This window comes from Sphingosinicella microcystinivorans (assembly GCF_027941835.1).
Taxonomy (GTDB): domain Bacteria; phylum Pseudomonadota; class Alphaproteobacteria; order Sphingomonadales; family Sphingomonadaceae; genus Sphingosinicella.
This window is the reverse complement of sequence record NZ_CP116005.1, coordinates 497,950-522,448: the sequence shown is the minus strand read 5'-3', so window position 1 is coordinate 522,448 and position 24,499 is coordinate 497,950. Positions and strand designations below refer to the sequence as shown.

Here is a 24,499-nt window from a genome sequence, read left to right as displayed (position 1 = left end):
TCGTCAGTCTCGCCGGTCGGGGTCGTTATGGCAGATATCGACCAGCGCGTCCCATTCGTCGCGGGAAAGCGCGGGGGTGTAGTCGTTGTCCTCCACTGCGCCCTTGCGGAACGCGGCGGCGCGACCCTTCGAAACCGGGTGCGAGGAGAGGTAGACGAGCATGTCCGCGCGGCCGATCGCATCCTCGCTTTTCGCGAGCCGTTCGAAGAAGCCCGCGGTCGGCGCGGGCGAGATGCGCGCGCGGTTCATCATCGCGATCGCTTCGGCGTCGGCGGCGGCTTCTGCGTCGCGGCTGTAGCTGAGCGAGAGGAGGCCGTGGACGTTCCCGGCGACGTCGCCGCCGAGCGTCGTCAGCACGAGGCCGAGGCCGAGCTCGCGCACCATCGCCTCGGCGACGTCGCGGTGTTCGATGTGCGCGATCTCGTGCGCGAGCACGCCTGCGAACTCTTCCGGGCTTTTGGCTTCCTTCAGCAGCTCGTCGAAGATCACGATGTTATCGCCGGGGAGTGCGGCGGCGTTGACGACGGGCAGGTCGACGACGCGGATGTTGAGACCTTCGATCCCGGGTGCGAGCCGCCGCGTCAGCGCGTCGAGCGCCTGCTGCCCGCCCGGCCCGGCGCAGAACTTGCCACCGAAATCGCCGACCATCGCATTGCCGTAGGCCTTCATCACGCGGTCCGGCACCAGCGGCGCCAGCCAGTGCGGGAGCTGGTAGACGGCGAACAGCACCGCCGCCGATACCGCGAGGCCGATGGCGGTTGCCCGCCACAGGCCGACGCGGTCGATCCAGCCGCCGTAGCGCTCGGCCTGCGGGAGCAGCGCGGCGATCCCGCCCGGTATGGGCGCCGCAACGCCGAGCCGCCAGCCCGGCTTGTCCTTGCGGCCGTAGATCGTCTCGCCGGGGCGGCTCTCGATGAAGACAAGATCGGCGGGAGAGACGCGCGCGCTGCCGTCTTCGCCCGCGATCTCCAGCGCACCTTCGCGGGCACCGAGCGTCACGCTCCGCCGCAGCGCGGACTCGCCATCATACAGCCATGCGTGCGTCATCCGGCCTCAGATTGCCCCGATGTCGAAGGCGTCGGCAAGACCTTCCGCATCGCTCCTGAGGCGCGTGGTCGACTGCGTCAGCGTCGCCAGATCGACCTCGCCCTGCACCTTCAGATGCCGGACGTAGAAAGACCAGTGGCGATAGCCGAGGTACATGATGCCGAAGCCGAGCGTGAAGATGACGAGCGCGAAGTTGCCGAGGATCAGCATCACCCAGTCCATCGTGCGCGCCTCGAACGAAAAGCGCAGATCGCCGATGCCGAGTTCGCCGATCACCTTGCGCATGAACGCCGCGTAGTAGGCGAGGCTGAGCAGCGAGAAGAGGATGTAAAAGCTGAACACGGACAGGATGAACATCCCCGCCATGCCGGACGTTGCCCGGGGGTTCGCTTCGGTCATGGCCGTGAAGATCGTGCCCATGCCCAGCACCGCGACGATCAATCCCCATACCACCGGAGTCGCGTAGATCAGCAGGTAGCGCCCGATCAGCCCCCGTGTCGGCGGGCTGTCGCCGGTTTCGAAGGCGAAGGGGCCGAAGCTCATCTTGCTCCAGCGCTCGCGCCACAGCGTCACCATCGTCCACGGGATGAGCAGGCCGAAGGTCAGGAAGCCGACGACGTATTTCCACAGCGCCGAGACGCCGTAGTTCCAGCCGCCGTCGTCGCTGCCGCCGCGGATGCCGTGCCAGTAGGTGCGGCTCAGCCGGTAGCGGAGCGCGCGGAACAGCGCGAGGCCGACGAGGTAGAAGATCGCGAGATAGGTGCCGAGGCCCAGCACGCCCGCGGCAAGGGCGTGGCCGCGAAACGCAAGCGCCTGCACGCCGAACTGCACGACGACGAGCAGCGGCACGAAGATCGCCATCACGATCAGGAAGCCGATGAACATCTCCTTGCCGGTGCCCGCCCATTCGAGCCGTTCGTCGATGAACTGCGTGCGGCTCCACAGATACCTGCGTTCGCGCGTCTTCGCCCAGAAGCGGTAGATTCCGAGCGTGACGATGGTGAGCAGCAGGTTCGTCGCGGCGATCGGCAGGAATTCCTGCCAGCGGCCGTGGAAAGTAAAGCCGTCAGAAAAATCGCCGGTTCTCGTATGACCCGGAGTCGCGTCGTCCATGAATACAATCCCCCTGTATTCGGAAATACTTGATATGCTGCGCTTATTGTCGGCTTGTGACAAGTGGCTCCCGTCCGGCGCCCGCTGCAAAGCGCCTGTTGCCAGCCTCGGCATGGAAAAGGCATAAGCCCCGCGTCATTCAACCGAGAAAAGCCCAGAAACGACCATGTCCGAGATGATCCGCCTCACCCTGCCCGACGGTTCCGTGCGCGAGATGCCGCGCGGCACGACGGGCGGCGACGTGGCGCGCGCGATCGGGCCGGGGCTGGCGAAGGCGGCGCTCGCGGCGAAGGTGGACGGCGAGGTCATCGACCTCGAACGGCCCATCGAGCGCGATGGGAGCCTCGCGCTCGTCACCGTGAAGGACGAGGCGGAGGCGCTCGAACTCGTGCGCCACGACTTCGCGCACGTGCTCGCCGAGGCTGTGCAGAGCCTGTTTCCGGGCACGCAGATCACCTTCGGCCCGGCCACGGATGACGGCTTCTACTACGACCTCGCGCCGGTGCGGCCGTTCACCGAGGAGGACCTCCCGGCGATCGAGGAGGAGATGCGCCGCATCATCCGCGCCGACCAGCCGCTCAGGCGCGAGGTGTGGGACCGCGACGCGCTGATCGCGCGCTGGCGCGAAATGGGCGAGACCTTCAAGGCCGAATGGGCGGCGGAGCTGCCGGAAGGCGAGGAGATCAGCGTCTACTGGTCCGGCGACACGTGGTTCGACATGTGCCGGGGGCCGCACCTCGCCTCCACGGGCAAGCTCGATCCGCAGGCCTTCAAGCTGACCCGCGTGTCGGGCGCCTACTGGCGCGGCGACCAGAGGAACGCGATGCTCTCGCGCATCTACGGCACGGCGTGGCTGAACAAGAAGCAGCTCGACGCGCACCTCCACATGCTGGAGGAAGCGGCGAAGCGCGATCACCGCAAGCTGGGCCAGGAGATGGACCTGTTCCACCTCCAGCAGGAGGCGCACGGCAGCGTCTTCTGGCACCCCAAGGGTTACATGGTCTGGCGCCAGCTCGAGGCCTACATGCGCCGCGCCATCGACGGCGCGGGCTACCGCGAGGTGAAGACGCCGCAGGTGATGGACGCGCGCCAGTGGGAGCAGTCCGGCCACTGGGGCAAGTACCGCGAGAACATGTTCGTGATCCCCGACGAGGTGCCGAACGTCGAGGACGAGGGGCCGATCGTCTCGGCGGACGCGGAGTGGATGGCGCTGAAGCCGATGAACTGCCCGGCGCACGTGCTGATCTTCCGGCAGGGCATCAAGTCGTACCGCGACCTGCCCCTCAGGCTCTACGAGAACGGCTGCTGCCACCGCAACGAGCCCCACGGCGCGCTGCACGGCCTGATGCGCGTGCGCCAGTTCACGCAGGACGACGCGCACATCTTCTGCCGCGAGGACCAGATCGTCGACGAGGTGCGCGCCTTCTGCGAGCTCGCCGACCGCATCTACAAGGATTTCGGCTTCACCTACGCGATCAAGCTGGCGCTGCGCCCGGAAAAGCGCTTCGGCAGCGACGCCGTGTGGGACGTGGCGGAGGCCGAGCTTCGCGAAGCGGTCGCCGCCGCGGGCCTTGCGACGCCCGAATACGGCTGGGAGGAAATGCCGGGCGAGGGCGCCTTCTATGCGCCGAAGCTGGAATGGCACCTGACCGACGCCATCGGCCGCACGTGGCAGGTGGGCACCATCCAGTCCGACCGCGTGATGCCCGAGCGGCTCGATGCGTCCTACGTGGGCGAGGACGGCGAGCGCCACCGCCCGGTGATGCTGCACCGCGCGATCTTCGGCAGCTACGAGCGTTTCATCGGCATCCTGATCGAGCATTTCGCGGGCAGGCTGCCGATGTGGCTCGCGCCGGTGCAGGCGGTGGCGGCGACGATCGTGTCCGACGCGGACGGCTACGCGAATGACGTGGTCGAGACGCTCCGCGCCGCCGGCCTCCGCGCCGAGGCGGATACACGCAACGAGAAGATCAACTACAAGGTCCGCGAGCACAGCCTCGCCAAGGTCCCCCACCTCCTCGTCGTCGGCAAGCGCGAGGCCGAGGAGGGCACCGTCGCCATCCGCACGCTCGGCGAGGAGCGCCAGAAGGTGATGCCGCTCGAAGCGGCGGCCGCGTGGCTGAGGTCGGAGGCGACGCCGCCGGACCTGCGCTGAACGACCCCGAAATTTTTCCGCGCACCTGTTGCAAGCGCGCCCTTTTCGAAAGCGCGGCCAGCGACTACATAGGCGCCTTCGATTTTCGCCAATGACTATGGAGAGACCGCTATTCGACCGCCTCTGACCCGGCGCCCCCCGGTGCCGCAAAACTTCTCGGGCCCTCGCTACAACGAGTTCATCCAGTCCCCGAAAGTCCGTGTCATCGACCACGAAGGTGAAAACCTCGGGGTGATGCTCACAGCAGAAGCGATTGAATCGGCCGCCGAAGTCGGCCTCGATCTCGTCGAGGTCTCGCCCAACGCCGATCCGCCCGTCGCCAAGTTCCTCGACGTCGGCAAGTACAAGTACGAGGCGCAGAAAAAGGCGAACGCCGCCCGCAAGAACCAGAAGACGCAGGAGATCAAGGAGATCAAGATGCGTCCGAACATCGACGACCACGACTACGACACCAAGATGAAGGCGGTTCAGCGCTTCATCGAGGAAGGCGACAAGGTCAAGATGACGCTGCGTTTCCGGGGCCGCGAGATGTCGCACCTCCAGCTCGGCATGAAGCTGCTGGAGCGCGTTCAGCTCGACACCGCCGAGTACGCCAAGGTCGAGCAGCATCCGAAGCTCGAAGGGCGCCAGATGCTGATGGTGATCGCGCCGAAGCTCTAGAATGGGTCGCCGTCGGCGATCACGCTGCGGCCTGCGCCTGTTCCCACGTCGGATAGTCGAGGTAGCCCTCGGGGCCGTTCGCGTACCAGAGCTTGTAATCTTCCGTCGCCAGCGGATGACCGTCCTTGATGCGGAGCGGCAGGTCCGGGTTCGCGATGAACGGGCGGCCGAAGGCGATGGCGTCGGCCTTGCCGCTTTCCACGATCTCCGCCGCCATTTCCGGCGTGATATCGTTGTTGAGCACCAGCGGGCCGTCGTAGAGGCGCCGGAACGACGGCGACACGGGCGGCACATCGGACTTGCCGAACGTGCCGCCGGGGCGCTGCTCGCGCAGCTCGACGAAGGCGAGGCCGCGCCCGGCGAGCTGACGCGCGACGATGTCGAACAGCGTGGCGGGGTCGCTGTCGTCGACGCCCTGCGTCTCGCCGTTCGGCGAGAAGCGGATCGCGGTGCGGTCGGCGCCGATCTCTGCGATCACCGCGTCCAGCACCTCGTTCAGGAAGCGCGTGCGGTTTTCCGGGCTGCCGCCGTATGCGTCGGTGCGCCTGTTGGTGTTGTCGCGCAGGAACTGGTCGATCAGGTAGCCGTTCGCGGCGTGGAGCTGGATGCCGTCGAAGCCGGCGCTGATGGCGTTGCGGGCGGCGGCGGCGTAGTCGGCGACGATGCCGGCGATCTCGTCCGCCGTCAGCACGTGCGGCACCACATAGTCCTTCTTGCCCTCGTAGGTGTGGGCATAATGCGGCGCGGCGATCGCGCTCGACGAAACCGGCTCCAGCCCGCTCACCGAGGGGTGCACGAGGCGGCCCATGTGCCAGAGCTGGCAGACGATCCTGCTGCCCGCGTCGTGCACCGCCGTCGTCACCGTCTTCCATGCCGCGACCTGCGCCTCCGACCAGATGCCCGGCGCGTTCGGCCAGCCGAGGCCCTGACGGGAAATGCCGGTCGCCTCTGAGATGATGAGGCCCGCGCCGGCGCGCTGGGCGTAATAGTCCTTCACGAACGCCTGCGGAACGCCGTCGCGGTCGGCGCGGGCGCGGGTGAGCGGCGCCATCAGGATGCGGTTGTCGGCGGCGATCGCGCCGAACTGAACGGGGTCGAAGAGTGTCGGCATCACGAACCTTCCTGCTGTCCCTCCGGCCCGCAACGTGGGTGCGCGGGATGGCGGCGACAAACAAGATTAGGTATGGGCGCGCCAATGAAAACTCCCCGCTTCGCTTTCCCGATGTTTCTGACAGGCAGCGCAATGCTGTCGGCGGGGCCGATCTTCGTCCGTGTCGCGGACGTGGGCGCGCTGCAATCGGCGTTCTGGCGCCTCGCGCTGGCTGTTCCGCTGCTCTACGCGCTGGCGCGCGCGACGGAACGGGACGCGCCGCTGTTGCCCCCGCTGAAGAGCGTGCCGTGGCTGTTCCTGGCGGGCCTCTTCTTCGCGGCCGACCTCGCGGCCTGGCACCTCGGCATCGTGCGGACGGAACTGGCGAACGCGGCGCTGCTCGGCAACGCCGCCGCCTTCCTGTTCCCGATCTGCGGCTATTTCGCCGCGCGCCGGTGGCCGACGCCTGTCGCGGCGCTCGCGCTCGTTCTGGCGGCGTTCGGCATCGGCCTGCTGATGGGGGATTCCGCCAGCGTGTCCGGCGAACATCTTCTCGGCGATCTGCTCTGCTTCATCGCGGCCGTTTTCTACACGGCCTATCTGGTGGTGATGGGCAAGGCACGCGGCGGCCTTTCGGCGATGGCGACGCTTGCGCCGGTGACGCTGGCGGGCGCGGTCTGCCTGCTGCCGGTGGCCCTGATCGCGCCCGGCAATGTGTGGCCCGACGACTGGATGCCGGTGATCCTGCTCGCGCTCGGCAGCCAGGTGATCGGGCAGGGGCTCATCATCTATGCGCTGCCGCATCTCACGCCGCTCGCCAGCGGCGTAGGGCTGCTCATCCAGCCGGTGTTCGCGGCGCTGCTCGGCTATCTGTGGTTCGCGGAGGTGCTGTCGGCAACGGATATCCCGGGCATCGCCATCCTGTTCGCGGCGATGATCCTCGTCCGGCGGCCGAGCGCGGCGCAGCCGCCGGTGGAGAAGCGCGTGCCGCCCGGCGGCGGCGCGGTCACGCCGCCCGGAGCGACGCCGTCCGCCTGAGCGCCGCGATCTGAAGCTCGGCGAACACCAGCACGGCGAGCGCCTGCACGATCACGAACGCCGTGCCGAGCGACGTCGGATCGACGAGGCCCGAGAACAGCAAGGCGGCGCTCGCCGCGACCCACGCGAGATTGATGGCGACGACGGCGCGCACGCCGATGGCGGAGGGACTGCCCGCGCGCATCAGCCAGACGAGAAGCCCGACGAAGGGGACGAGGACGAGGCCCGAGACGCGCAGCAGCGCTTCGGGAAGGCCGAGCGGGTCGGCAAGCGCACCCGCGCCCGCAACCAGAAGGACGGCGCAGGCGCCGGACATCGCGGCATCGAGCAGCAGCGTGCGCCGGGTGAAGCTGTCGGGGCTGAGGGACATGACGTTTCTCCTTGATCGCGTTTCGATGCGGCAAGGCTGCCTTTCGGGGCGGGGGCGTGTCGATTACCCGGCAGGTAATTGGAAACCTGCCCGTCCCCGCTATGCTCGCGGATATGGCGACACAGGCTTCCACGATCGGCGATCACCTGCGCGACTGGCGCCGCCGCAGGCGCATGAGCCAGCTCGATCTCGCGCTCGATGCGGAGATCTCGGCGCGGCATCTGAGCTTCGTCGAAACCGGCCGTGCACGCCCCAGCCGCGAGATGGTGCTGACGCTGGCGGGCCGGCTCGGCGTGCCGCTGCGCGAGCAGAATGCCATGTTGCTCGCCGCCGGTTACGCGCCCGCATTCAGTGCGCACGGCTTCACCTCCGATGCGCTCGCGGCGGCGCGGCAGGCGGTCGAGCATATCCTGAAGGCGCACGAACCGTTTCCCGCGGTCGCCGTCGACCGGCACTGGACGCTCGTGGCGGCGAACGGCGCGATCGGTCCGCTGGTGGCGGGCGCCGCGCCGCACCTCCTCGAGCCGCCCGTCAACGTGCTGCGCCTCGCGATGCACCCCGAGGGCCTCGCGCCGCGCATCGTCAACCGCGCGGCGTGGAGCGGCCACCTGCTGACGCGCCTGCAGCGCGATGCCTTCGCGACCGGCGACCCGGTTCTGGCCGATCTCTGGCGCGAACTCGCGGCCTATGCGCCCGATGCGGAGGCGCACGAGACGGCAGGCATCGTCCTGCCGCTGAGGCTGCGCGGCGAGGGCGGGCGCACGCTCAGCTTCATCAGCACGATCACGAATTTCGGCACGCCCGCCGACGTGACGCTCGCCGAACTGTCGCTGGAGACGTTCTTTCCGGCCGACGCGGAAACGCGCGCGGCGCTAGTCGGCCATCGCTGAAGCGGCCGCCCGGATCTCGTCCTCGCTCATCGCCTTGATGTTCGACATGAACATCCACGTGTAGCCCGACGGGTCGGTGAAGACGGCGCGGCGCTCGCCGTAGAACTGGTCGGCGGGCTCCTCGGTCATGATGCCGCCCGCCTCGAGCGCATGATTGGTGAAGGCGTCGACGTCGTCGACATAGACGCAGAAGCTGACCGGCGAATGGGCGAGCGCCTCGGAACGCGGGCTGCGGATCGGGCTGCCGCCGGTGCCCTCGGGGGCGCACATGAAGAGCAGCTGCCCCTTGTAGCGGAACTCGGCGTGGATCGGCGTGTGGCCGGGACCGTCCAGCACCAGCCCCAGCTCGAAGCCGAACACCTTCTCGTAATAGCGGCGGTTGTCCGCCCAGTCGGTGAGCACGAGATAGGGGGTCAGCCACGGCGCATCCTGCGGCTTCGGGTTGAAACGGGTCATCGCTGGCTCCGGCGTTTTATCTGACCCTCATCCTTGCACCGCGTTTGTGACGGATACGCGACACGCAAAAAGAAGCGCCCGCCGGTTGTCCCGGCGGGCGCCTCGTCACCTCCCCGATGATGCGTTCGGCTTACGCCGCGTGCTTCTTGAACTGGTCGGCCTCGGTCGATTCGGCGAGCGCGGTCGTCGAGCTTTCGCCGCCCGCGAGCGTCGTCGCGACCATGTCGAAGTAGCCGGTGCCGACCTCGCGCTGGTGGCGCGTCGCCGTGTAGCCGTTGGCTTCCGCAGCGAACTCGGCCTGCTGGAGTTCCGAATAGGCCGCCATGCCGCGGTCCTTGTAGCCGCGCGCCAGCTCGTACATGCCGTAGTTGAGCTGGTGGAAGCCCGCCAGCGTCACGAACTGGTACTTGTAGCCCATCGCGCCGATCTCGCGCTGGAACTTGGCGATGTCGTCCTTGTCGAGGTTCTTTTCCCAGTTGAAGCTCGGCGAGCAGTTGTACGCCAGCATCTTGTTCGGGAATTCCTTCTTGATCGCCTCGGCGAAGCGGCGCGCGTCGTCCATGTTCGGGTGGCTGGTTTCCCACCACAGCAGGTCGGCGTGCTCGGCGAAGGCGAGGCCGCGCTTGATGCAGTGGTCGACGCCGGTGCCGTCCTTCAGACGGAAGAAGCCCTCGGGCGTGCGCTCGCCGGTCAGGAACTCACGGTCGCGCTCGTCGATGTCGCTGGTGATGAGCTTGGCGCTCTCCGCGTCCGTGCGGGCGCAGATGATCGTCGGCACGCCGCAGACGTCGGCGGCGAGGCGCGCGGCGTCGAGATTGCGGATGTGCGCCTGCGTCGGGATCAGCACCTTGCCGCCGAGGTGGCCGCACTTCTTCTCGGAGGCGAGCTGGTCCTCGTAGTGGACGCCCGAGGCGCCCGCCGCGATGTACGCCTTCATGATCTCGAAGCAGTTGAGCGGCCCGCCGAAGCCGGCCTCGGCGTCGGCGACGATCGGCGCGAACCAGTCACGCTTGGCGCCGCCCTCGGAGTGCTCGATCTGGTCGGCACGCATCAGCGCGTTGTTGATCTTGCGCGCGAGTTCCGGCCCGGCGTTCGCGGGGTAGAGCGACTGGTCCGGGTACATGGCGCCCGCCGTGTTGGCGTCGGCGGCGACCTGCCAGCCGGAAAGGTAGATCGCCTTCAGGCCCGCGCGCACCATCTGCATCGCCTGGTTGCCCGAAAGCGCGCCCAGCGAATTGATGTAGGGCTCGGTCTTCAACAGCTCCCACAGCTTGTTCGCGCCGCGCTCGGCGAGCGTGTAGGCGATCGGGAACGAGCCGCGCAGGCGCTCCACGTCGGCGGGCGTGTAGGGGCGCTTGATGCCGTCGAAGCGGCCGGCGGGGGCGGAAGGGATCAGCGATTCGAAGGTCGGCTGGGCGCTCATCTTGTGTAACTCCGTCTTTAACCATTCACAGTCTTTTTACATTGCAGTGCGGAAGCGGGCCCTTCGATTGGGGGCCTCACGAATCGCAGTGCCTTGTAAATCTGCTATTGATGCCTTGTCCCGTTTCCCGTACTCGCTTCAAGGGAATCGTGTAAAAAACGTGTGTAAGTGTCTGTAAATTTCGTGTTCTGATTGTTAAAAAGTAAAAGAGACGTACAAATGGCCAGCGTTGCAATCGACACAGCCGAACCGCGCGGAAAGCTCTTCGCGGGGCCGCGCGTGCGCCGCCTGCGCAGCCAGCTCGGCCTCACGCAGACGCGCATGGCCGAGGAGCTCGGCGTCTCGATTTCCTATCTGAACCTGATCGAGCGCAACCAGCGCCCGCTGACCGCGCCGTTCCTGCTCAAGCTCTCGCACCAGTATAATCTCGACCTGCGCCAGCTCACCGGCGCGGACGACGACCGGCTGGCGCTCGACGTCGCCGAGGCGCTCGCCGATCCGCTGCTGAAGGGCCTCGATGTCGGCCGCGCCGAGGTGCAGGAGTTCGTCGCCGCCTCGCCCGGCATCGCGCAGGCGATCGTGCGGCTGCGGAGCGCGCTGCGCGATGCCCGCAGCGGTGGCGCCGAAACCGGAACGGCGCAAGGCGAAGGGCCGCTCGAGGTCGTGCGCGCCTTCATCCAGGACCGGCGCAACCATTTCCCGGAGCTCGAGACGCGCGCCGAGGCGCTGGCCGACGAGCTGCGCCTCGCCGCGCCGGACTTCTTCGCCGCGGTCAGCGACCGGCTGCGCGCACGCCACGGCCTCACCGTGCGCATCCTGCCCGCCGAGGTGATGCCGGAATTGCTGCGCCGCCTCGATCTCCACGGCCGCCAGCTCCAGCTTTCCGAGCTGCTCGACCCCGCCTCGCGCAGCTTTCAGGCCGCCTATCAGCTCGCGCTGTCCGAGGGCCGCGCCGAGATCGACGCGATCGTGGCGCGTGCCGGGATGCCGGACGCGGCGTCGGAGCGCCTGCTGGTGCAGAACCTCGCCAACTATTTCGCCGCCGCGCTGATGATGCCCTACGGCCGCTTCCACACGGCCTGCGAGGCGACCGGTTACGACCTCGATCTGCTTCAGGCGCGGTTCGGCGCGGGGCTGGAGCAGGTCGCGCACCGGCTGACCACGCTGCAGCGCCCCGGCGCGCGCGGGATTCCCTTCTTCCTCGTCCGCGTCGACCGCGCCGGCAACATCTCCAAGCGCTTCTCGGCGGGCGGCTTCCCCTTCTCGCGCCACGGCGGCAACTGCCCGCTGTGGACGCTGCACAAGGCGTTCGAGCGGCCGGGGCAGATCCTGCGCCAGCTCATCGGGATGGAGGATGGCACGAAGTACGTGTCGATCGCCCGCACCGTGCGCGCCTACGCGCAGCCCTACGGCGGGGTGCGCCCCGAATACGCGATCGCGCTCGGCTGCGAGGCGCGCCACGCGCACGGCCTCGTCTACGCGCGCGGGCTCGACCTCGGCAGCGGCGAGGCGACGCCGATCGGCCTCGGCTGCGACCTCTGCGAGCGCCTGCACTGCCGCCAGCGCGCCCGCCCGCCCGCGAACAGCAGCCTCATCATCGACGAGAAGCAGCGCGGGCCGAACCCGGTGCAGTTCGGCCATGCGGGCTGAACGCGGGCCGAGCCGTGACGGCGGCTTTGCATTTCGCGGCGGCGCGCGCTAACCCGCTGGGGCGTCTGCTGCTCAGGGGCCAATGAATGCGTATTGCGATGATCGGGACGGGCTATGTGGGGCTCGTTTCCGGCGCCTGTTTCTCCGAGTTCGGTCACAGCGTCACGTGCGTCGATCTCAACGCCGCCGTCATCGAAAGGCTGAAGGCGGGCGAAATCCCCATCTTCGAGCCCGGTCTCGACGATCTGGTGGCGCGCAACGTGAAAGCGGGGCGCCTGACCTTCACGACCGACCTCGCCGCGGGCGTGAAGGATGCCGACGCGGTGTTCATCGCCGTCGGCACGCCGAGCCGACGCGGCGACGGCCATGCCGACCTCTCCTACGTCTACGCCGCCGCGCGCCAGATCGCGGAGGCCGCGCCCGAGACCTGCGTCATCGTCAACAAGTCGACGGTGCCGGTGGGGACGGCCACGGAAGTGGAGCGCATCGCGCGCGAGGCGGCGCCCGAAAAGGCGATCAGCGTCGCCTCGAACCCGGAATTCCTGCGCGAAGGCTCGGCGATCGAGGATTTCATGCGCCCGGACCGCGTCGTCTGCGGCGTCGCCGACGACCATGCACGCGAGGTGCTGAAGGCGATCTACCGTCCGCTCAGCTTGCGCGAGGTGCCGATCCTGTTCGCCGACCGGCCGACCGCCGAGGTCATCAAATACGCCGCGAACGCATTCCTCGCCGTGAAGATCAGCTTCATCAACGAGATCGCCGACCTCTGCGAGAAGGTCGGCGCCGACGTGCAGGGTGTGGCGAAGGGCATCGGCCTCGACAAGCGCATCGGCCCGAAGTTCCTGCACCCGGGCCCCGGCTATGGCGGCTCCTGCTTCCCCAAGGACACGCTCGCGCTCCTCAAGACCGCCGAGGACAACGATGTCGCCCTGCAGATCGTGGCGGCGACCGTGAAGGTGAACGACGAGCGCAAGCGCGCGATGGCCGACCGCATCATCGCCGCCTGCGGCGGATCAGTGGACGGCAAGACCATCGGCATCCTCGGCCTCACCTTCAAACCCAACACCGACGACATGCGCGAGGCACCAAGCCTCGTCATCATCCCGGCGCTGCAGGCGGCGGGGGCGAAAGTGAAGGCGTTCGATCCGGAAGGGATGAGGGCGGCTGCGGCGCTGCTGCCCGGCGTGGAGATGTGCGGCGACGCCTATGCGGCGCTGGACGGCGCGGATGCGGCGGTGCTGCTCACGGAGTGGAATGAGTTCCGCGCGCTGGATCTGGGGCGGGTGCGGGACGGATTGAAAGCGCCGGTGTTCGTGGACCTGCGGAACGTGTATCCGGTGGAGGAGCCTCTCCGCAGAGGGCTGAGTTACGCGTCGATCGGACGCTGACCGAATAGTTGTGGTCGTGCGTCTGGCGCGCGCAAGGAACCTTTGGTCAGGAACGTGTCGTTATGATGACAGGCGCAGCGGCGATATAGTTGGATGATGCAGCGCCTGCTCCGTTCACCACTTTTGCGTAATCTCGCGGCCGTAACCAGTGGGACGGCCGCAGCGCAGGTGATTGTTCTTGCGTTTTCCCCGCTGATCACGCGCATCTACACACCCGAGACCTTCGGTATCCAGGGTGTGTTCCTTGGAGTGGTCAGCATATGCGCTCCGATTGCTGCGCTGCGTTATCCCATGGCCATCGTCGTGGCTGACTCGGAAGCGGAAGTTCGGGATCTTGTTCGTCTGTGCATTTACCTCGCCGGGATTGTCTCAGGCATAGTGGCGCTTCTCTTGCTGGGTTTTCGGGAACCGTTCGCCATACTCATGGGGATCGGGGAACTTGGACTTCTGGTCTGGTTCCTGCCCGTGGCGCTGTTCTTTACGGCACTTCAGGATATTATGGATTTTCGCGCAGCGCGGTATGGTGTCTTCCGACTGATCGGGTTCGTGGCCGTCGCTCAATCCTTTCTGACCAACCTTGCGCGCATTCTTGGAGGCTTGGTCACTCCGGCGGCGATCGTGCTGGTCGCGGTCAGCGCGTTGGCGCCATTCATGCAGGCTGTCCTGTTGCGTATTGGTATCGGCAAGCATTTGCGCACGATGCCATCGTCCACAAGTCCAAGTGGCATGAACCTTTTGAAAGCGCACAGCGACTTCCCACTCTACCGGATGCCGACCGATGTTCTGAATGCTGCCTCGCAATCCGTTCCGGTGATCCTGCTGGCCGCCTTGTTCTCTCCGGTGGCGGCAGGGCTCTATACGTTGACCCGTAGCGTGCTGAACCTCCCGTCGAATCTCATCGGAAACGCGATGGGAAACGTACTTTATGTGCGTTTTGCCGAATTGGCACGTGAAGGCAAAGCGCTTGCGCCGCTGTTGCTGAAAACGACCGCGGCCCTGTCGGCGTTGGCCCCAGCCATCGTTGGTGCGGCATGGTTTTCCCCTGCCATCTTCGCATTTGTTTTTGGTGAGGAGTGGAGGGAAGCCGGATACTACGCACGCTGGATGTCTCTATGGATTGCGATGATGATCATCAATGTGCCTGTGACGCGCAGTATCCCGGTCATCGGACGTCAGAACCTTTTGCTCGGCTTCAACCTGTTGCTGCTGATTGTGCGCTCCCTGTCCATACTGAGCGCCTATTCACTATCGGGTAGCGCCCTGACAGCTATTGTTTGGTTCTCAGTATCCAGCTCTATCATGATTGCGTTATCAATTCTGGCTTTTACTTGGTGCGTTGTCGACTTCGACCGGAAGCGAAAGGAAATTGCGAATGGATAGGCAAAGCCCTGTTCGACTGCTGTTCGGGGGAGATTTCGCACCGCGCGGACCATACGAAAAGCTGATATTTGATAGAGGCGAGGATATATTCGGAACCGCCCTGAAGCTCATAGATCAAGCAGATTTCACGATGGTCAACTTGGAGGCCCCCTTACGTGTTGAGGGCAGCGCTATCCGAAAAATTGGCCCGGCAATGCATATCGCTCCAGAGGCCCTGCAAGCTTTGAACCAGGCTGGAATCGATGCTGTCTGTTTGGCCAACAACCATATTTTCGACTATGGTAGAGATGGCCTGGCGCAAACACTTACGGCTTTGGATGCGCGAGGCATCAGATATGTCGGCGCCGGACCCGACCGATTGTCCGCCGAAAGTCCCCTGCGGATCAAACTCAAGGAACGACGTGTTTCCGTATTCTCCGTTGCGGAGCGGGAGTTCAACATCTCCGATGACGGTCAGGCGGGTGCGGCGTTGCTGGACCCGATCAGCCTAACGCCACTGATCATGCAGGAGCGTACACAGGCCGATGCCATCGTCATCTGTGTTCATGGTGGAAATGAATATTTCCCGTGGCCAAGGCCCGGCCTGCGCAGGCTCTTTCACTACCTGGTCGATATTGGCGCCGATGCCATCATGGGACATCACCCGCACGTGCCCGGCGCTTATGAGGTCTATAAAGGGAAGCCTATCGTCTATAGTCTTGGCAATCTGATCTTCGATTCCACCGTTCCTCCACCGGAATGGGAATCAGGATATTTTGCCTGTCTTGATCTGGACTTCAACGATACCAGTCTAGAGTATATCCGGATCGAACTGCATCCATATCACCAAGCCGCATCAAAGGGTGGAATGCAATTATTGCAAGGCCATGCACGTGATGATTTTCTTGCCCGGATCGAAGAGATGCGGGACCAGCTGGAAAATCACCCGCAGAAGTGGCTCGATGCATGGAAGGCATTCGTCAGGAACAAGCAGGCTCAGGCCATGATCGACTTGTCGTCACCCGTTCGTTTCCGGGGCTTCCGCAGGCTGATGCGATGGAAATTCATGCGTGATCTCGTGGTCTCGCCGACGCGTCGACTGCATCGCCTGAACCTGATGCGCTGTGCGTCACATCAGGAGCTCGTCGTCAGCGCGCTGGAGAACTTTCAGGAGGCTGAACGCGCGTGATCGCTATTCACACGAAAAAGGGCGCTTTCTTTGCAGAATGGGTGTCCTACTGTCGAGAAAACGATATCCCTTTTAAAATCGTGGATTGCTTTGCGACCGATATTATCGGCCAGTTGCAAGGGTGCCGAGCGTTGCTCTGGCATTGGGAGCATCACGATTACCAGGCGGCGCTCTTTGCGCGGCAACTGATCGCTTCGGCAGAGGCGATGGGTCTTGTGGTCTTCCCCAGCACAGCCTCATCATGGCATTACGACGACAAGGTAGGACAGAAATATCTGCTGGAAGCCATCGGCGCCCCGCTTATTCCCAGCCATGTGTTCTATGACAGGGACACTGCCCTGCGATGGGTTGAGAATGTGCCCTTGCCTCTGGTCTGGAAGCTTCGGGGCGGAGCGGGTTCCCAGAACGTCCGACTGGTACGTCGAAGGTCGGAGGCGCGACGGCTGATCCGGCGCTCCTTCGGGAAGGGATGGTCGAATTCACGCTGGTACGCTTTGCAGGAACGGCTGTGGCAATTCAGGCGTGATCGGACGGTGCGGTCGTTCATCGACATCGGCCGGGGTTTTATCAGAGGCCTGCTTCCGCACGAGACGAACAGAAATCGTCTGCCGGAAAAAAACTACGTTTATTTTCAGGATTTTATTCCTGAAAATCACTTCGACATCCGTGTTGTCGTGATTGGCAAAAGAGCCTTCGCCATAAAAAGACTCGTGCGGAGCGGGGATTTCCGCGCTTCCGGCAGCGGCGCGATCGTTTATGAAGAAGATCAGATTCCCTTGGAGTGTGTCGAAAAAGCATTCGAGATTTCATCTCGAATGCGATCACAATCCTGTGCATTTGATTTTGTACGCAGCCAGAACGCATGGCTTGTCGTGGAGATCAGTTATGCGTTCTCGGCGGATGCTTACAGAAAATGCCCCGGTTTCTGGGATGAGGCTCTGAACTGGCACGAAAAGCCGGTTAAACCGGAACAGTTCATGATCGAGGACGTCCTTGTAACTCTCTGCCGGAAGCCCGTGGTTCATGGCTAATTTCGGGCAACCTCGCCATATCGCGATCTTTCTGCCGTCGTTGGAAGGCGGCGGCGCGGAGCGGGTGATGGTGACGCTGGCGAATGGTTTTGCGGCACGCGGTCATCGGGTCGATCTGGTGCTCACGAAGGCGGAAGGTCCTTATCGGTCCGAAGTTTCTGCACACGTAAATGTGATCGACCTCAACCGCAGCAGGATGTTGACCAGTTTGTTACCGTTGATTCGCTACTTGAGTAGGGAACGTCCGCACGTGATGCTCTCGGCGTTGAATCATGCGAATATTGTCGCAATTCTTGCGCGTAAGTTGGCCGGGGTGAGAACGCGCTTGGTGGTAAGTGAGCGTAGCAGTCCCTCCGGTGCTGTTGGTAATCGTGCCACAACCACGATGCATTGGCTGATGCGTCTCCTTTATCCTTACGCAGATGGCGTTATCGCTGTTTCCCAAGGTGTCGCGATGGAACTGGTCGTCGACTTCTGCCTAGATTCACGCCTCGTGACTGCGATTCCAAATCCTGTGGCGGTCCCCGAGATACAACGTATGGCAGAGCAGCGTCCACGCCATCCTTGGCTCCAACCGGGTGAGCCTCCTATACTGCTTGCTGTTGGGCGTTTGGTTCCGGAGAAGGACTATGCAACTTTACTCGATGCTTTTGCGCGCCTGAAGACGAGCCGTGATGGCCGATTACTGATTCTTGGCGAAGGTCCGCTCCGGCCCGAGTTGGAACAGAGGATTGAAGAGCTGGGTTTGAATGATTCTGTAGAGTTGGCGGGGTTTCAATCTAACCCGTTCGGCTGGATGGCCGCATGTGATCTCTATGTGCTCTCGTCCAGGACGGAAGGCTTTCCGAACAGTCTGATTCAGGCCATGGCATGCGGCGCACGCATAGTGAGTACCGACTGCCGAAATGGTCCAAGAGAGATATTAGAAGGTGGGCGTTGGGGGAGGTTGGTTCCTGTAGGGGATGTAGAGGCGCTAGAGACGGCGCTAGCGGAAGCATTAGATGAAGTCGCTTCCCCCGATGTGCTTAAGAGAGTAGCTGACTTTCGCCCTGAGAAAATAATTGAAATATACGAAGCTAGTTTAGATTTATGTGCGGCACGGCAATGAATTTACCTGCTGATCAATATTTTATTGAAAAGGGAAATATAAAATCAAATTTTATTAACTCATTTTCTATTCTTGTAAAAAGAAAACCGATTTCACTATTATTTCTTTCATTTTTATTTTCTATAGCTTTTCAGTTGCCGGGGTGGCCTGAAATATTTTCATATGTGAATGGTCATCAAATGACAGACCGTTCCGTATATGAAAGGATGGTCACAGGATTTGATTTGCCGACTGACTATATATCAGAATATAGTTTAATTATGTATTTTTCCGCAGAATTTCTGTGGAATATGTTCTTATCATATTTGAACAGATCAATTGGGTTAAGTGTAGATCAAATATTTTTTCTGATTACTACAATGGTTATTTGGAGGATTTCTTTTGAGATAGCATCGCGAGCTGGTTGGATATATACTCTTCTTCTTATGAATCCATTGATCATAGATTATGCATTTTCCCAGCTCCGGATTGCATTTGCAATATTTATAATATCTTTCTTTTGGACAGGTCAAAGAGGGAAAGTAATAACATTTTTCGCGTATGCGGTTTGCGCATCAATACACACATCTATTTTCCTTTTTGCGATTATGCATTTTTCTGTGAATAAATTTTTTGATTCAAGATTTAAAAATCTTATTATGCTCTGTTTAACTGGATTTTTAATTGCTATATTGGTTGGTCCTTTGCGAGAGGCGGTGTTGGGGGCAATCGGGGATCGGCGCGCAGAATACCACGATATGAGTAGTACTTTCTACTATTTATTTTTTTGGATTCTGATGTGGTTTTTTTGTCTTTTCAGATGGAAAGATATTATGGCGTCTGCGGATGGGCGCTATGCATTAATTATATTATCAATTGTAATTGTTAATGCCTTTACCGGAGGATATTCAACGAGATTTATTGCAGCCGCATTCCCTTCTCTGGTCATTTCCATGAATAAGTGGCCATCAAAACCGGTCAGTCTGATCACGCTTCTGTTTATTCCGTACGCCAGTTTGCAGTGGCTGTTCTGGCTCAGGGTAATCTAGAGCAGTTCCTCTAGAATTTGAGACGTGAGATGATTGTACTTCACCTGATCACGGACCTTGATGACGGTGGCGCCGAGGCCGTTCTGTACCGGTTGTGCAGGCATGATCCGATAGACCGGCATCATGTCGTCTCGCTCATGGATGCGGGCAAGTATGGGCCGTTACTTGAAGCTCATGGAGTCGCTGTCACCTGTCTGGATATGCCGAGAGGGCGGATCAAACTATCCAGTCTGTGGCGATTGTGGCGGTTGTTGAGACAGGTGCGCCCGGATGTCGTGCAGACGTGGATGTATCATGCCGATCTTCTGGGTGGGGTCGGTGCGCGGTTGGCTGGAATTCGGAACGTCAACTGGAGCATCCACCACACCACGCTCGTGCCGAATGAAAGTCGGCGCAGCACCATACTGGTCGCGAAACTTTGTGCCCTCCTGTCTCGTTTCATTCCCCGCGTGATCGTCTGCTGCGCCCGGAAAAGCCGGGAGGTCCACTCCCGGCTCGGATATGACGAGGGGCGAATGCACGTGATCCCCAATGGCTATGATCTGAACGTGTTTCAGCCCGATCCTGATGCGGGCGCTGCGCTGCGCGCCGATCTGGGACTTGGTATCGACGCGTCCGTGATCGGCTTTGTCGCCCGCCATGATCCACTAAAGGACCACCGCAACCTGTTGCAGGCCTTGAACGTTCTGAAGACGCATGGCGAGGCACCCGTTTGCCTTCTGATCGGCAGCGGGATGGATGCGGACAATGAGGTATTGGCCGGATTGATTTCGGACATGGGTCTTGGAGAGCATGTCAGGCTGCTCGGCCGCAGGAGCGACGTGCCCATAGTGATGAACGCCCTCGATCTGCATGTCATGTCCTCGCGCAGTGAAGCCTTCCCCAACGTACTCGCCGAGGCCATGGCCTGTGGAACTCCCTGTGTTTCGACAGACGTGGGCGACGCTGCGGAGATCATTGGAGATACAGGCTGGATCGTGCCGCCGCGCGACCCGGAGGCCCTCGCGGACGCCATCGCCAAGGGTTTGCGCGAGCAGACCGGCCCAGCCCGCCCTACCCGTCGGGAGGCGGCCCGACGACGCGTCGCAGAGCGCTTTTCCATCGAACGCATGGTGGACAGCTACCGCACCGTCTGGTTTGGAACGTCACACGAAACGTCGAAACGTGAGAATGTCGTTTGAAACCTCTCCGGCCGATTGCCTACCGCCTCAAGTTCGAGGCCTGACAGGATACGCTGTATGAAGATTGCCGTGATCTCCAACGGCGCCCTGTCCCTGATCAATTTCCGGGGTCACTTGATGGCGGAAATGATCCGGCGCGGGCACGAGGTTCTGGCGTTTGCGCCCGATCATGACGAGATTTCGCGTACAACCTTGCGTGCAATGGGTGTCCGGCCTGTGGAGTGCGAAATGGCTCGGGCCGGCACCAATCCGCTACAGGAAATGGCTTCGATACTGGAATTGCATCGCCTGTTGCGACGGCATCAGCCCGATCTTTGTTTCAGCTATTTTATCAAGCCCGTGATATACGGTACGATTGCAGCCTGGATGGCAAAGGTTCCCCGTCGCTATGGCCTCATTGAAGGGCTGGGCTTCGCCTTCACGGTTGCTCCGGGCCAAGGCAGGCAACGACGCCTTCTGCAAGGCATAATCTCCACACTGGCACGCTTTGCCATGGTGCGTTTGGACCGCCTCATGTTTTTGAACCCTGACGATTTGCAGGAGTTCGTCACGCGCAAGCTGATCACTCGAGACAAGGCCGCTCTTGTCGGAGCGATTGGTGTCGATTTGAATGAATGGAGTATCATGCCGTTGCCCCGCGGCCCCGTCACCTTCATTCTCGTTGCTCGCCTGCTTCGGGACAAGGGCGTCGTGGATTATATAGATGCGGCCCGAATCCTGCGTACCTCACACCCTGATGCACGCTTTCTGCTGGTTGGCGGACTCGACGATAATCCCGCGGCCATTTCCCATGCCGACGTACAGTCCTGGGTCGACGAAGGGCTGATCGAATGGCCCGGTCACGTCTCTGTCGAGCCTTGGCTTGCCCGGGCGCACGTCTTCGTGCTGCCGTCCTATCGCGAAGGTGTTCCGCGTAGCACGCAGGAGGCGATGGCCATGGGCCGGCCCGTTGTGACCACCGATGCGCCGGGCTGTCGTGAAACCGTGATCGATGGACAAAACGGCTTCATGGTCCCCCCCCGCGATCCACAGACTCTCGCTGCCGCCATGCGCCGCTTTCTGGTGAACCCGGACCTCATTGCACGCATGGGTACCGAGAGCCGGCGTCTCGCCGAGGAGCGGTTCGACGTCAATGTTCAGAATCGGAAGATTCTCGATTGTATGGGCGTAACCGCGAACGAACGAAGACCAGAATAGAGCCGCCCACCAGACCAAGCACGATTCCCAGAAACAACGATAAAACCGGCTTGGGGGTCACCGGTTTGAGCGAAGCCGCGGCGGTGCCGAACGGCTCGGCGGCATAGGGTGCCGATGAACTCGCCGACATCCGGATTTTTTCTTGTTCGCTCAGCGAACGCGCGATCGCTTCCCGATGTTCTGTGATCGTCACCTTGCCAAGCTGTTCCGAGAGATAGGCGATGTTGCCGTTGGCGCGCGCCAAGGCTTTCGCCCGCAAAAGCGCGTCCATTTCCGTATTCATGGCATTGAGCAAATGAACCGCGAAGTCCGGATCCTTGTGCTTGAACGAAAGGATGGCAAGCGGAGATTTCGGGTCCTGGGAAACGCTCAGTTCGCGCTTCAGATACTCCTGCAACCTTGCCCCGTCGGGGGGCTGCCACGTGGTGTCCGGAACACCCATGCCCGCCTTGATGAATTTGACGACGCCGGACGCAATTCCTGAAGGTTTCTCCCAACGCTTCGCACCTTCGTTCCATTCGTCTTTGAAGATGACACGCATCAGATCTTCGTGCTTTGACAGAGCACTGGCCAGGCTCCTAGAGTAGACGCCTTCCAGATACAGCGAAAATGCCAGGGCACTCGAATCCTGCGGCATGCTTATGCCGGCAAGCGAGGCAAGGCCGCCAAGATTTCCCATCTTGGTGGTAAGGCCATTTGTTTCCGACTGGGTAGGCGTCACCGCCAACACTGCCTCGTACTTGTATGTTGCTACATGCAGATACGTCAGAATGGCGAGTATCGGCACGAGAAGGCAGATCGCGATTGTTTTACGGCCTGCCCACAAGGTTTTTGCAAGTTCTACGAGATCGATTTCATCATCCGCGTTTGCCGCGGCAGTATAAGAATGGTGTTCGCTGTTCATTCCGAGCCATTTCAATCCTGCTCTCGTGGAGCAGCGTCTAACACGGCAAGCACCCCGTGCAAACGCAAGTCCCCAATCGGAAGGCCGTGATCTGCGCGGAGTGGCTGCCTCGACGATACGGAAAGCGATGAAAGCGTATGTGGGAGGAAGGCTGGTGGAGCCGAGGGGGATCGAACCCCTGACCTCTACAATGCCATTGTAGCGCTCTCCCAGCTGAGCTACGGCCCCACACGCTTGCTTGCGCGCCCGGTCTGGTCTCGGGCGGCGGGCATTTAGTCCAGAAGCCGCGCGGTGCGCAAGCGCCTCGTGCGGCTTTCTTCAAAAATCGCGAGAATCAGACGTCTTCGCCGGATTCCTTGGTCATGGCGACCTCGCCGAGATCGTCGTCGCCGCCGAGGTCGTTCTCGTCGTCCGGGTTCACGTCGTCGTCGACGTCCACGTCGAGGTCGTCCTCGTCGAGGCTGACGTCGTCGGTGCTCTCGTCGGCTTCCTTCTTCGCCACCTCGAAGGGCAGCGGTTGCTTGGACTTCAGGATCGGCTCCGGCGCCCAGGCCGTCCCGCATTCGATGCAGGTGACGGGGTCATCGGCGCCGAGATCGTAAAAGCGGGTGCCGCATTTCGGGCAGGTGCGCTTCGTTCCCCATTCGGGCTTCACCAAGATATGTCTCCGGACGTTCGTATTTCGTACATCTGCATGTCGTGTAGCCGCTACCCGAGCGCGCAGAAAGGCGCCGCACGGGGCGGATTCGCGGGCGGTGCCTTGCCATGCGCGTGCGGCGCTGTCAAAACCTAATCGCGCCGGGTGCCTCCGGGCGCGGCCGCCGGTGTCGTGCCGGCTGCTTTCCGTAACCGTTTCTTCAACGATGAAGGGGCCGATCGCTGTCCGCTTCCGCCACGCCCATGCCGCTTTCCCTGAGCGCTGCCGGGCCGCTTTCCGGCCGCGTGCGCGTGCCCGGCGACAAGTCCATCTCGCACCGCGCGCTGATGCTGGGCGCGCTCGCCGTCGGCGAGACCGTGATCGACGGCCTGCTCGAAGGCGAGGATGTCCACGCCACGGCCGCCGCGATGCGGGCGATGGGCGCGCGCGCGGAGCGGGATGCCGGGGGGCGCTGGCGGGTGCACGGCGTCGGCGTGGGGGGGCTGCTGCAGCCGGCGGGCGTGCTCGACATGGGCAACAGCGGCACCTCGACGCGGCTGCTCGCGGGGCTTGTCGCGTCCCATGCGATTCGCGCGACCTTCGTCGGCGACGCCTCGCTGTCGAAGCGCCCGATGCAGCGGATCATCACGCCGCTGTCGCAGATGGGCGCGCGCTTTTCGGGGAACGGCGACCGCCTGCCGATGACGGTGGAGGGCGCCTGTCCGGCGCTGCCGATCGAATACCGCCTGCCGGTGGCCTCGGCGCAGGTGAAGTCCGCGGTGCTGCTCGCCGGGCTCAACGCACCGGGCATCACGCGCGTCATCGAGAGCGTGCCGACGCGCGACCATTCGGAGCGGATGCTGCGCGGCTTCGGCGCGGACCTCTCGGTCGAGACGCTGCCGGACGGCGCGCGGCTCATCTCGGTGCGCGGCGAGGCGGAGCTGAAGCCGCAGCGAATCACGGTGCCGGGAGACATCTCGTCGGCCGCGTTCCCGTTGGTCGCAGCGCTGGCGGTGCCGGGCAGCGAGGTCGTCATCGAGAACGTCGGCCTCAACCCCACGCGCACCGGCATCCTCGATGCGCTCGCCATGCTCGGCCTCGACGTGGCGGTGGAGGACACGGGCGAGGCGGGCGGCGAGCCGGTCGGGGCGCTTCGGGTGCACCACGCGGTGCTGAAGGGCGGGGAGGTCGATCCGGCGATCGCGCCGCTGATGATCGACGAGTATCCGATCCTGATGGTCGCGGCGGCCTTCGCCGACGGCACGACCGTCATGCGCGGGCTGGAGGAGCTGCGCGTCAAGGAATCGGATCGTCTCGCGGTGATGGCGGCGGGCCTTGCCGCCTGCGGCGTGCCGGTCGAGGAACTGGCGGACGGCATCGTCATCCACGGCAGCGGCGGGGAGCCGGTGCCCGGCGGCGCGACCGTGGCCAGCCATCTCGATCACCGCATCGCGATGAGCTTCGCCGTGCTCGGCCTCAATGCAGAGGCGCCGGTGGTGGTGGACGATGCGCGGCCGATCGCGACCAGCTTTCCCGATTTCCTGCCGCTCATGCAGCGCATGGGCGCGGTGGCGTGCTAGAGTGG

General features: G+C 63.0%; 22 protein-coding genes and 1 tRNA gene. 14 read left to right on the top strand and 9 right to left on the bottom strand.

Annotated elements, in window-relative coordinates:
- Positions 1-3 precede the first annotated feature (3 nt).
- The gene (locus tag PE061_RS02410) at positions 4-1,047 is read right to left on the bottom strand and encodes a M48 family metallopeptidase (protein WP_271257628.1); all 1,044 of its coding nucleotides are present in this window, start codon (positions 1,045-1,047) and stop codon (positions 4-6) included.
- 6 nt (positions 1,048-1,053) lie between these two features.
- A complete protein-coding gene (locus tag PE061_RS02405) occupies positions 1,054-2,160 on the bottom strand; it encodes a YjgN family protein (protein WP_271257627.1) in 1,107 nt (368 codons plus the stop codon).
- A gap of 166 nt (positions 2,161-2,326) precedes the next feature.
- Here PE061_RS02405 and thrS point away from each other — a divergent pair, with 166 nt between their 5' ends.
- Positions 2,327-4,315 carry a threonine--tRNA ligase gene (thrS, locus tag PE061_RS02400; protein ID WP_271257626.1) on the top strand — a complete coding sequence of 663 codons (1,989 nt, stop codon included), beginning with the start codon at positions 2,327-2,329 and terminating at the stop codon, positions 4,313-4,315.
- Positions 4,316-4,438: 123 nt separating this feature from the next.
- Complete coding sequence (gene infC, locus PE061_RS02395) at positions 4,439-4,975, top strand: translation initiation factor IF-3 (protein WP_207791278.1); 537 nt, start codon at positions 4,439-4,441, stop codon at positions 4,973-4,975.
- A 19-nt stretch (positions 4,976-4,994) separates the two neighbouring features.
- Here infC and PE061_RS02390 read toward each other — a convergent pair whose 3' ends face one another.
- Positions 4,995-6,086, bottom strand: coding sequence for an alkene reductase (locus PE061_RS02390; protein ID WP_271257625.1), 1,092 nt, complete (start codon positions 6,084-6,086; stop codon positions 4,995-4,997).
- An 84-nt stretch (positions 6,087-6,170) separates the two neighbouring features.
- Here PE061_RS02390 and PE061_RS02385 point away from each other — a divergent pair, with 84 nt between their 5' ends.
- Positions 6,171-7,103: a DMT family transporter gene (locus tag PE061_RS02385; protein WP_271257624.1), complete on the top strand. Its 933-nt coding sequence runs from the start codon at positions 6,171-6,173 to the stop codon at positions 7,101-7,103.
- On the opposite strand, the gene PE061_RS02380 is transcribed toward PE061_RS02385, so the two are convergent.
- A complete protein-coding gene (locus PE061_RS02380) occupies positions 7,072-7,473 on the bottom strand; it encodes a hypothetical protein (RefSeq protein ID WP_271257623.1) in 402 nt (133 codons plus the stop codon). The genes PE061_RS02385 and PE061_RS02380 overlap by 32 nt on opposite strands.
- Before the next feature lie 113 nt (positions 7,474-7,586).
- Here PE061_RS02380 and PE061_RS02375 point away from each other — a divergent pair, with 113 nt between their 5' ends.
- Positions 7,587-8,363: a helix-turn-helix domain-containing protein gene (locus tag PE061_RS02375; RefSeq protein WP_271257622.1), complete on the top strand. Its 777-nt coding sequence runs from the start codon at positions 7,587-7,589 to the stop codon at positions 8,361-8,363.
- Here PE061_RS02375 and PE061_RS02370 read toward each other — a convergent pair.
- Both PE061_RS02370 and aceA read right to left on the bottom strand, forming a co-directional pair.
- Complete coding sequence (locus tag PE061_RS02370) at positions 8,346-8,819, bottom strand: VOC family protein (protein WP_271257621.1); 474 nt, start codon at positions 8,817-8,819, stop codon at positions 8,346-8,348. The genes PE061_RS02375 and PE061_RS02370 overlap by 18 nt on opposite strands.
- Before the next feature lie 130 nt (positions 8,820-8,949).
- Positions 8,950-10,242, bottom strand: a complete 1,293-nt coding sequence (gene aceA / locus PE061_RS02365) for an isocitrate lyase (protein WP_271257620.1) — start codon at positions 10,240-10,242, stop codon at positions 8,950-8,952.
- Positions 10,243-10,461: 219 nt separating this feature from the next.
- On the opposite strand from aceA, the gene PE061_RS02360 reads away from it, so the two are divergent.
- The 9 genes from PE061_RS02360 to PE061_RS02320 all read left to right on the top strand — a co-directional run bounded on the left by PE061_RS02360 (position 10,462) and on the right by PE061_RS02320 (position 21,373).
- The gene (locus tag PE061_RS02360; protein ID WP_271257619.1) at positions 10,462-11,892 is read left to right on the top strand and encodes a helix-turn-helix domain-containing protein; all 1,431 of its coding nucleotides are present in this window, start codon (positions 10,462-10,464) and stop codon (positions 11,890-11,892) included.
- 86 nt (positions 11,893-11,978) lie between these two features.
- Positions 11,979-13,280, top strand: coding sequence for a UDP-glucose dehydrogenase family protein (locus PE061_RS02355; RefSeq protein WP_271257618.1), 1,302 nt, complete (start codon positions 11,979-11,981; stop codon positions 13,278-13,280).
- A 93-nt stretch (positions 13,281-13,373) separates the two neighbouring features.
- The gene (locus tag PE061_RS02350; RefSeq protein WP_271257617.1) at positions 13,374-14,660 is read left to right on the top strand and encodes a lipopolysaccharide biosynthesis protein; all 1,287 of its coding nucleotides are present in this window, start codon (positions 13,374-13,376) and stop codon (positions 14,658-14,660) included.
- On the top strand, positions 14,653-15,828 hold the full coding sequence (locus tag PE061_RS02345; RefSeq protein ID WP_271257616.1) for a CapA family protein: 1,176 nt from the start codon (positions 14,653-14,655) through the stop codon (positions 15,826-15,828). The genes PE061_RS02350 and PE061_RS02345 overlap by 8 nt, the downstream gene beginning before the upstream one ends.
- Positions 15,825-16,859 carry an ATP-grasp domain-containing protein gene (locus PE061_RS02340; RefSeq protein ID WP_271257615.1) on the top strand — a complete coding sequence of 345 codons (1,035 nt, stop codon included), beginning with the start codon at positions 15,825-15,827 and terminating at the stop codon, positions 16,857-16,859. Before PE061_RS02345 ends, PE061_RS02340 begins: the two co-directional genes overlap by 4 nt.
- Positions 16,852-17,967: a glycosyltransferase gene (locus tag PE061_RS02335; protein WP_271257614.1), complete on the top strand. Its 1,116-nt coding sequence runs from the start codon at positions 16,852-16,854 to the stop codon at positions 17,965-17,967. Before PE061_RS02340 ends, PE061_RS02335 begins: the two co-directional genes overlap by 8 nt.
- Positions 17,964-18,995 (top strand): hypothetical protein, encoded by a 1,032-nt coding sequence (locus PE061_RS02330; RefSeq protein ID WP_271257613.1) that lies wholly within the window; start codon positions 17,964-17,966, stop codon positions 18,993-18,995. Before PE061_RS02335 ends, PE061_RS02330 begins: the two co-directional genes overlap by 4 nt.
- A gap of 29 nt (positions 18,996-19,024) precedes the next feature.
- Positions 19,025-20,176 (top strand): glycosyltransferase family 4 protein, encoded by a 1,152-nt coding sequence (locus tag PE061_RS02325; RefSeq protein WP_271257612.1) that lies wholly within the window; start codon positions 19,025-19,027, stop codon positions 20,174-20,176.
- Positions 20,177-20,233: 57 nt separating this feature from the next.
- Positions 20,234-21,373 carry a glycosyltransferase family 4 protein gene (locus PE061_RS02320; protein ID WP_271257611.1) on the top strand — a complete coding sequence of 380 codons (1,140 nt, stop codon included), beginning with the start codon at positions 20,234-20,236 and terminating at the stop codon, positions 21,371-21,373.
- On the opposite strand, the gene PE061_RS02315 is transcribed toward PE061_RS02320, so the two are convergent.
- The 3 genes from PE061_RS02315 to PE061_RS02305 all read right to left on the bottom strand — a co-directional run bounded on the left by PE061_RS02315 (position 21,306) and on the right by PE061_RS02305 (position 22,935).
- Positions 21,306-22,277, bottom strand: coding sequence for a Wzz/FepE/Etk N-terminal domain-containing protein (locus tag PE061_RS02315; protein WP_271257610.1), 972 nt, complete (start codon positions 22,275-22,277; stop codon positions 21,306-21,308). The genes PE061_RS02320 and PE061_RS02315 overlap by 68 nt on opposite strands.
- 152 nt (positions 22,278-22,429) lie before the next feature.
- Positions 22,430-22,505, bottom strand: a tRNA-Ala gene (locus PE061_RS02310).
- Between the two features lie 106 nt (positions 22,506-22,611).
- The gene (locus tag PE061_RS02305; RefSeq protein WP_271257609.1) at positions 22,612-22,935 is read right to left on the bottom strand and encodes a TIGR02300 family protein; all 324 of its coding nucleotides are present in this window, start codon (positions 22,933-22,935) and stop codon (positions 22,612-22,614) included.
- A 242-nt stretch (positions 22,936-23,177) separates the two neighbouring features.
- Between PE061_RS02305 and aroA the strand changes: the two genes are divergently transcribed.
- Complete coding sequence (gene aroA, locus PE061_RS02300) at positions 23,178-24,494, top strand: 3-phosphoshikimate 1-carboxyvinyltransferase (protein WP_271257608.1); 1,317 nt, start codon at positions 23,178-23,180, stop codon at positions 24,492-24,494.
- Positions 24,495-24,499: the final 5 nt, after the last annotated feature.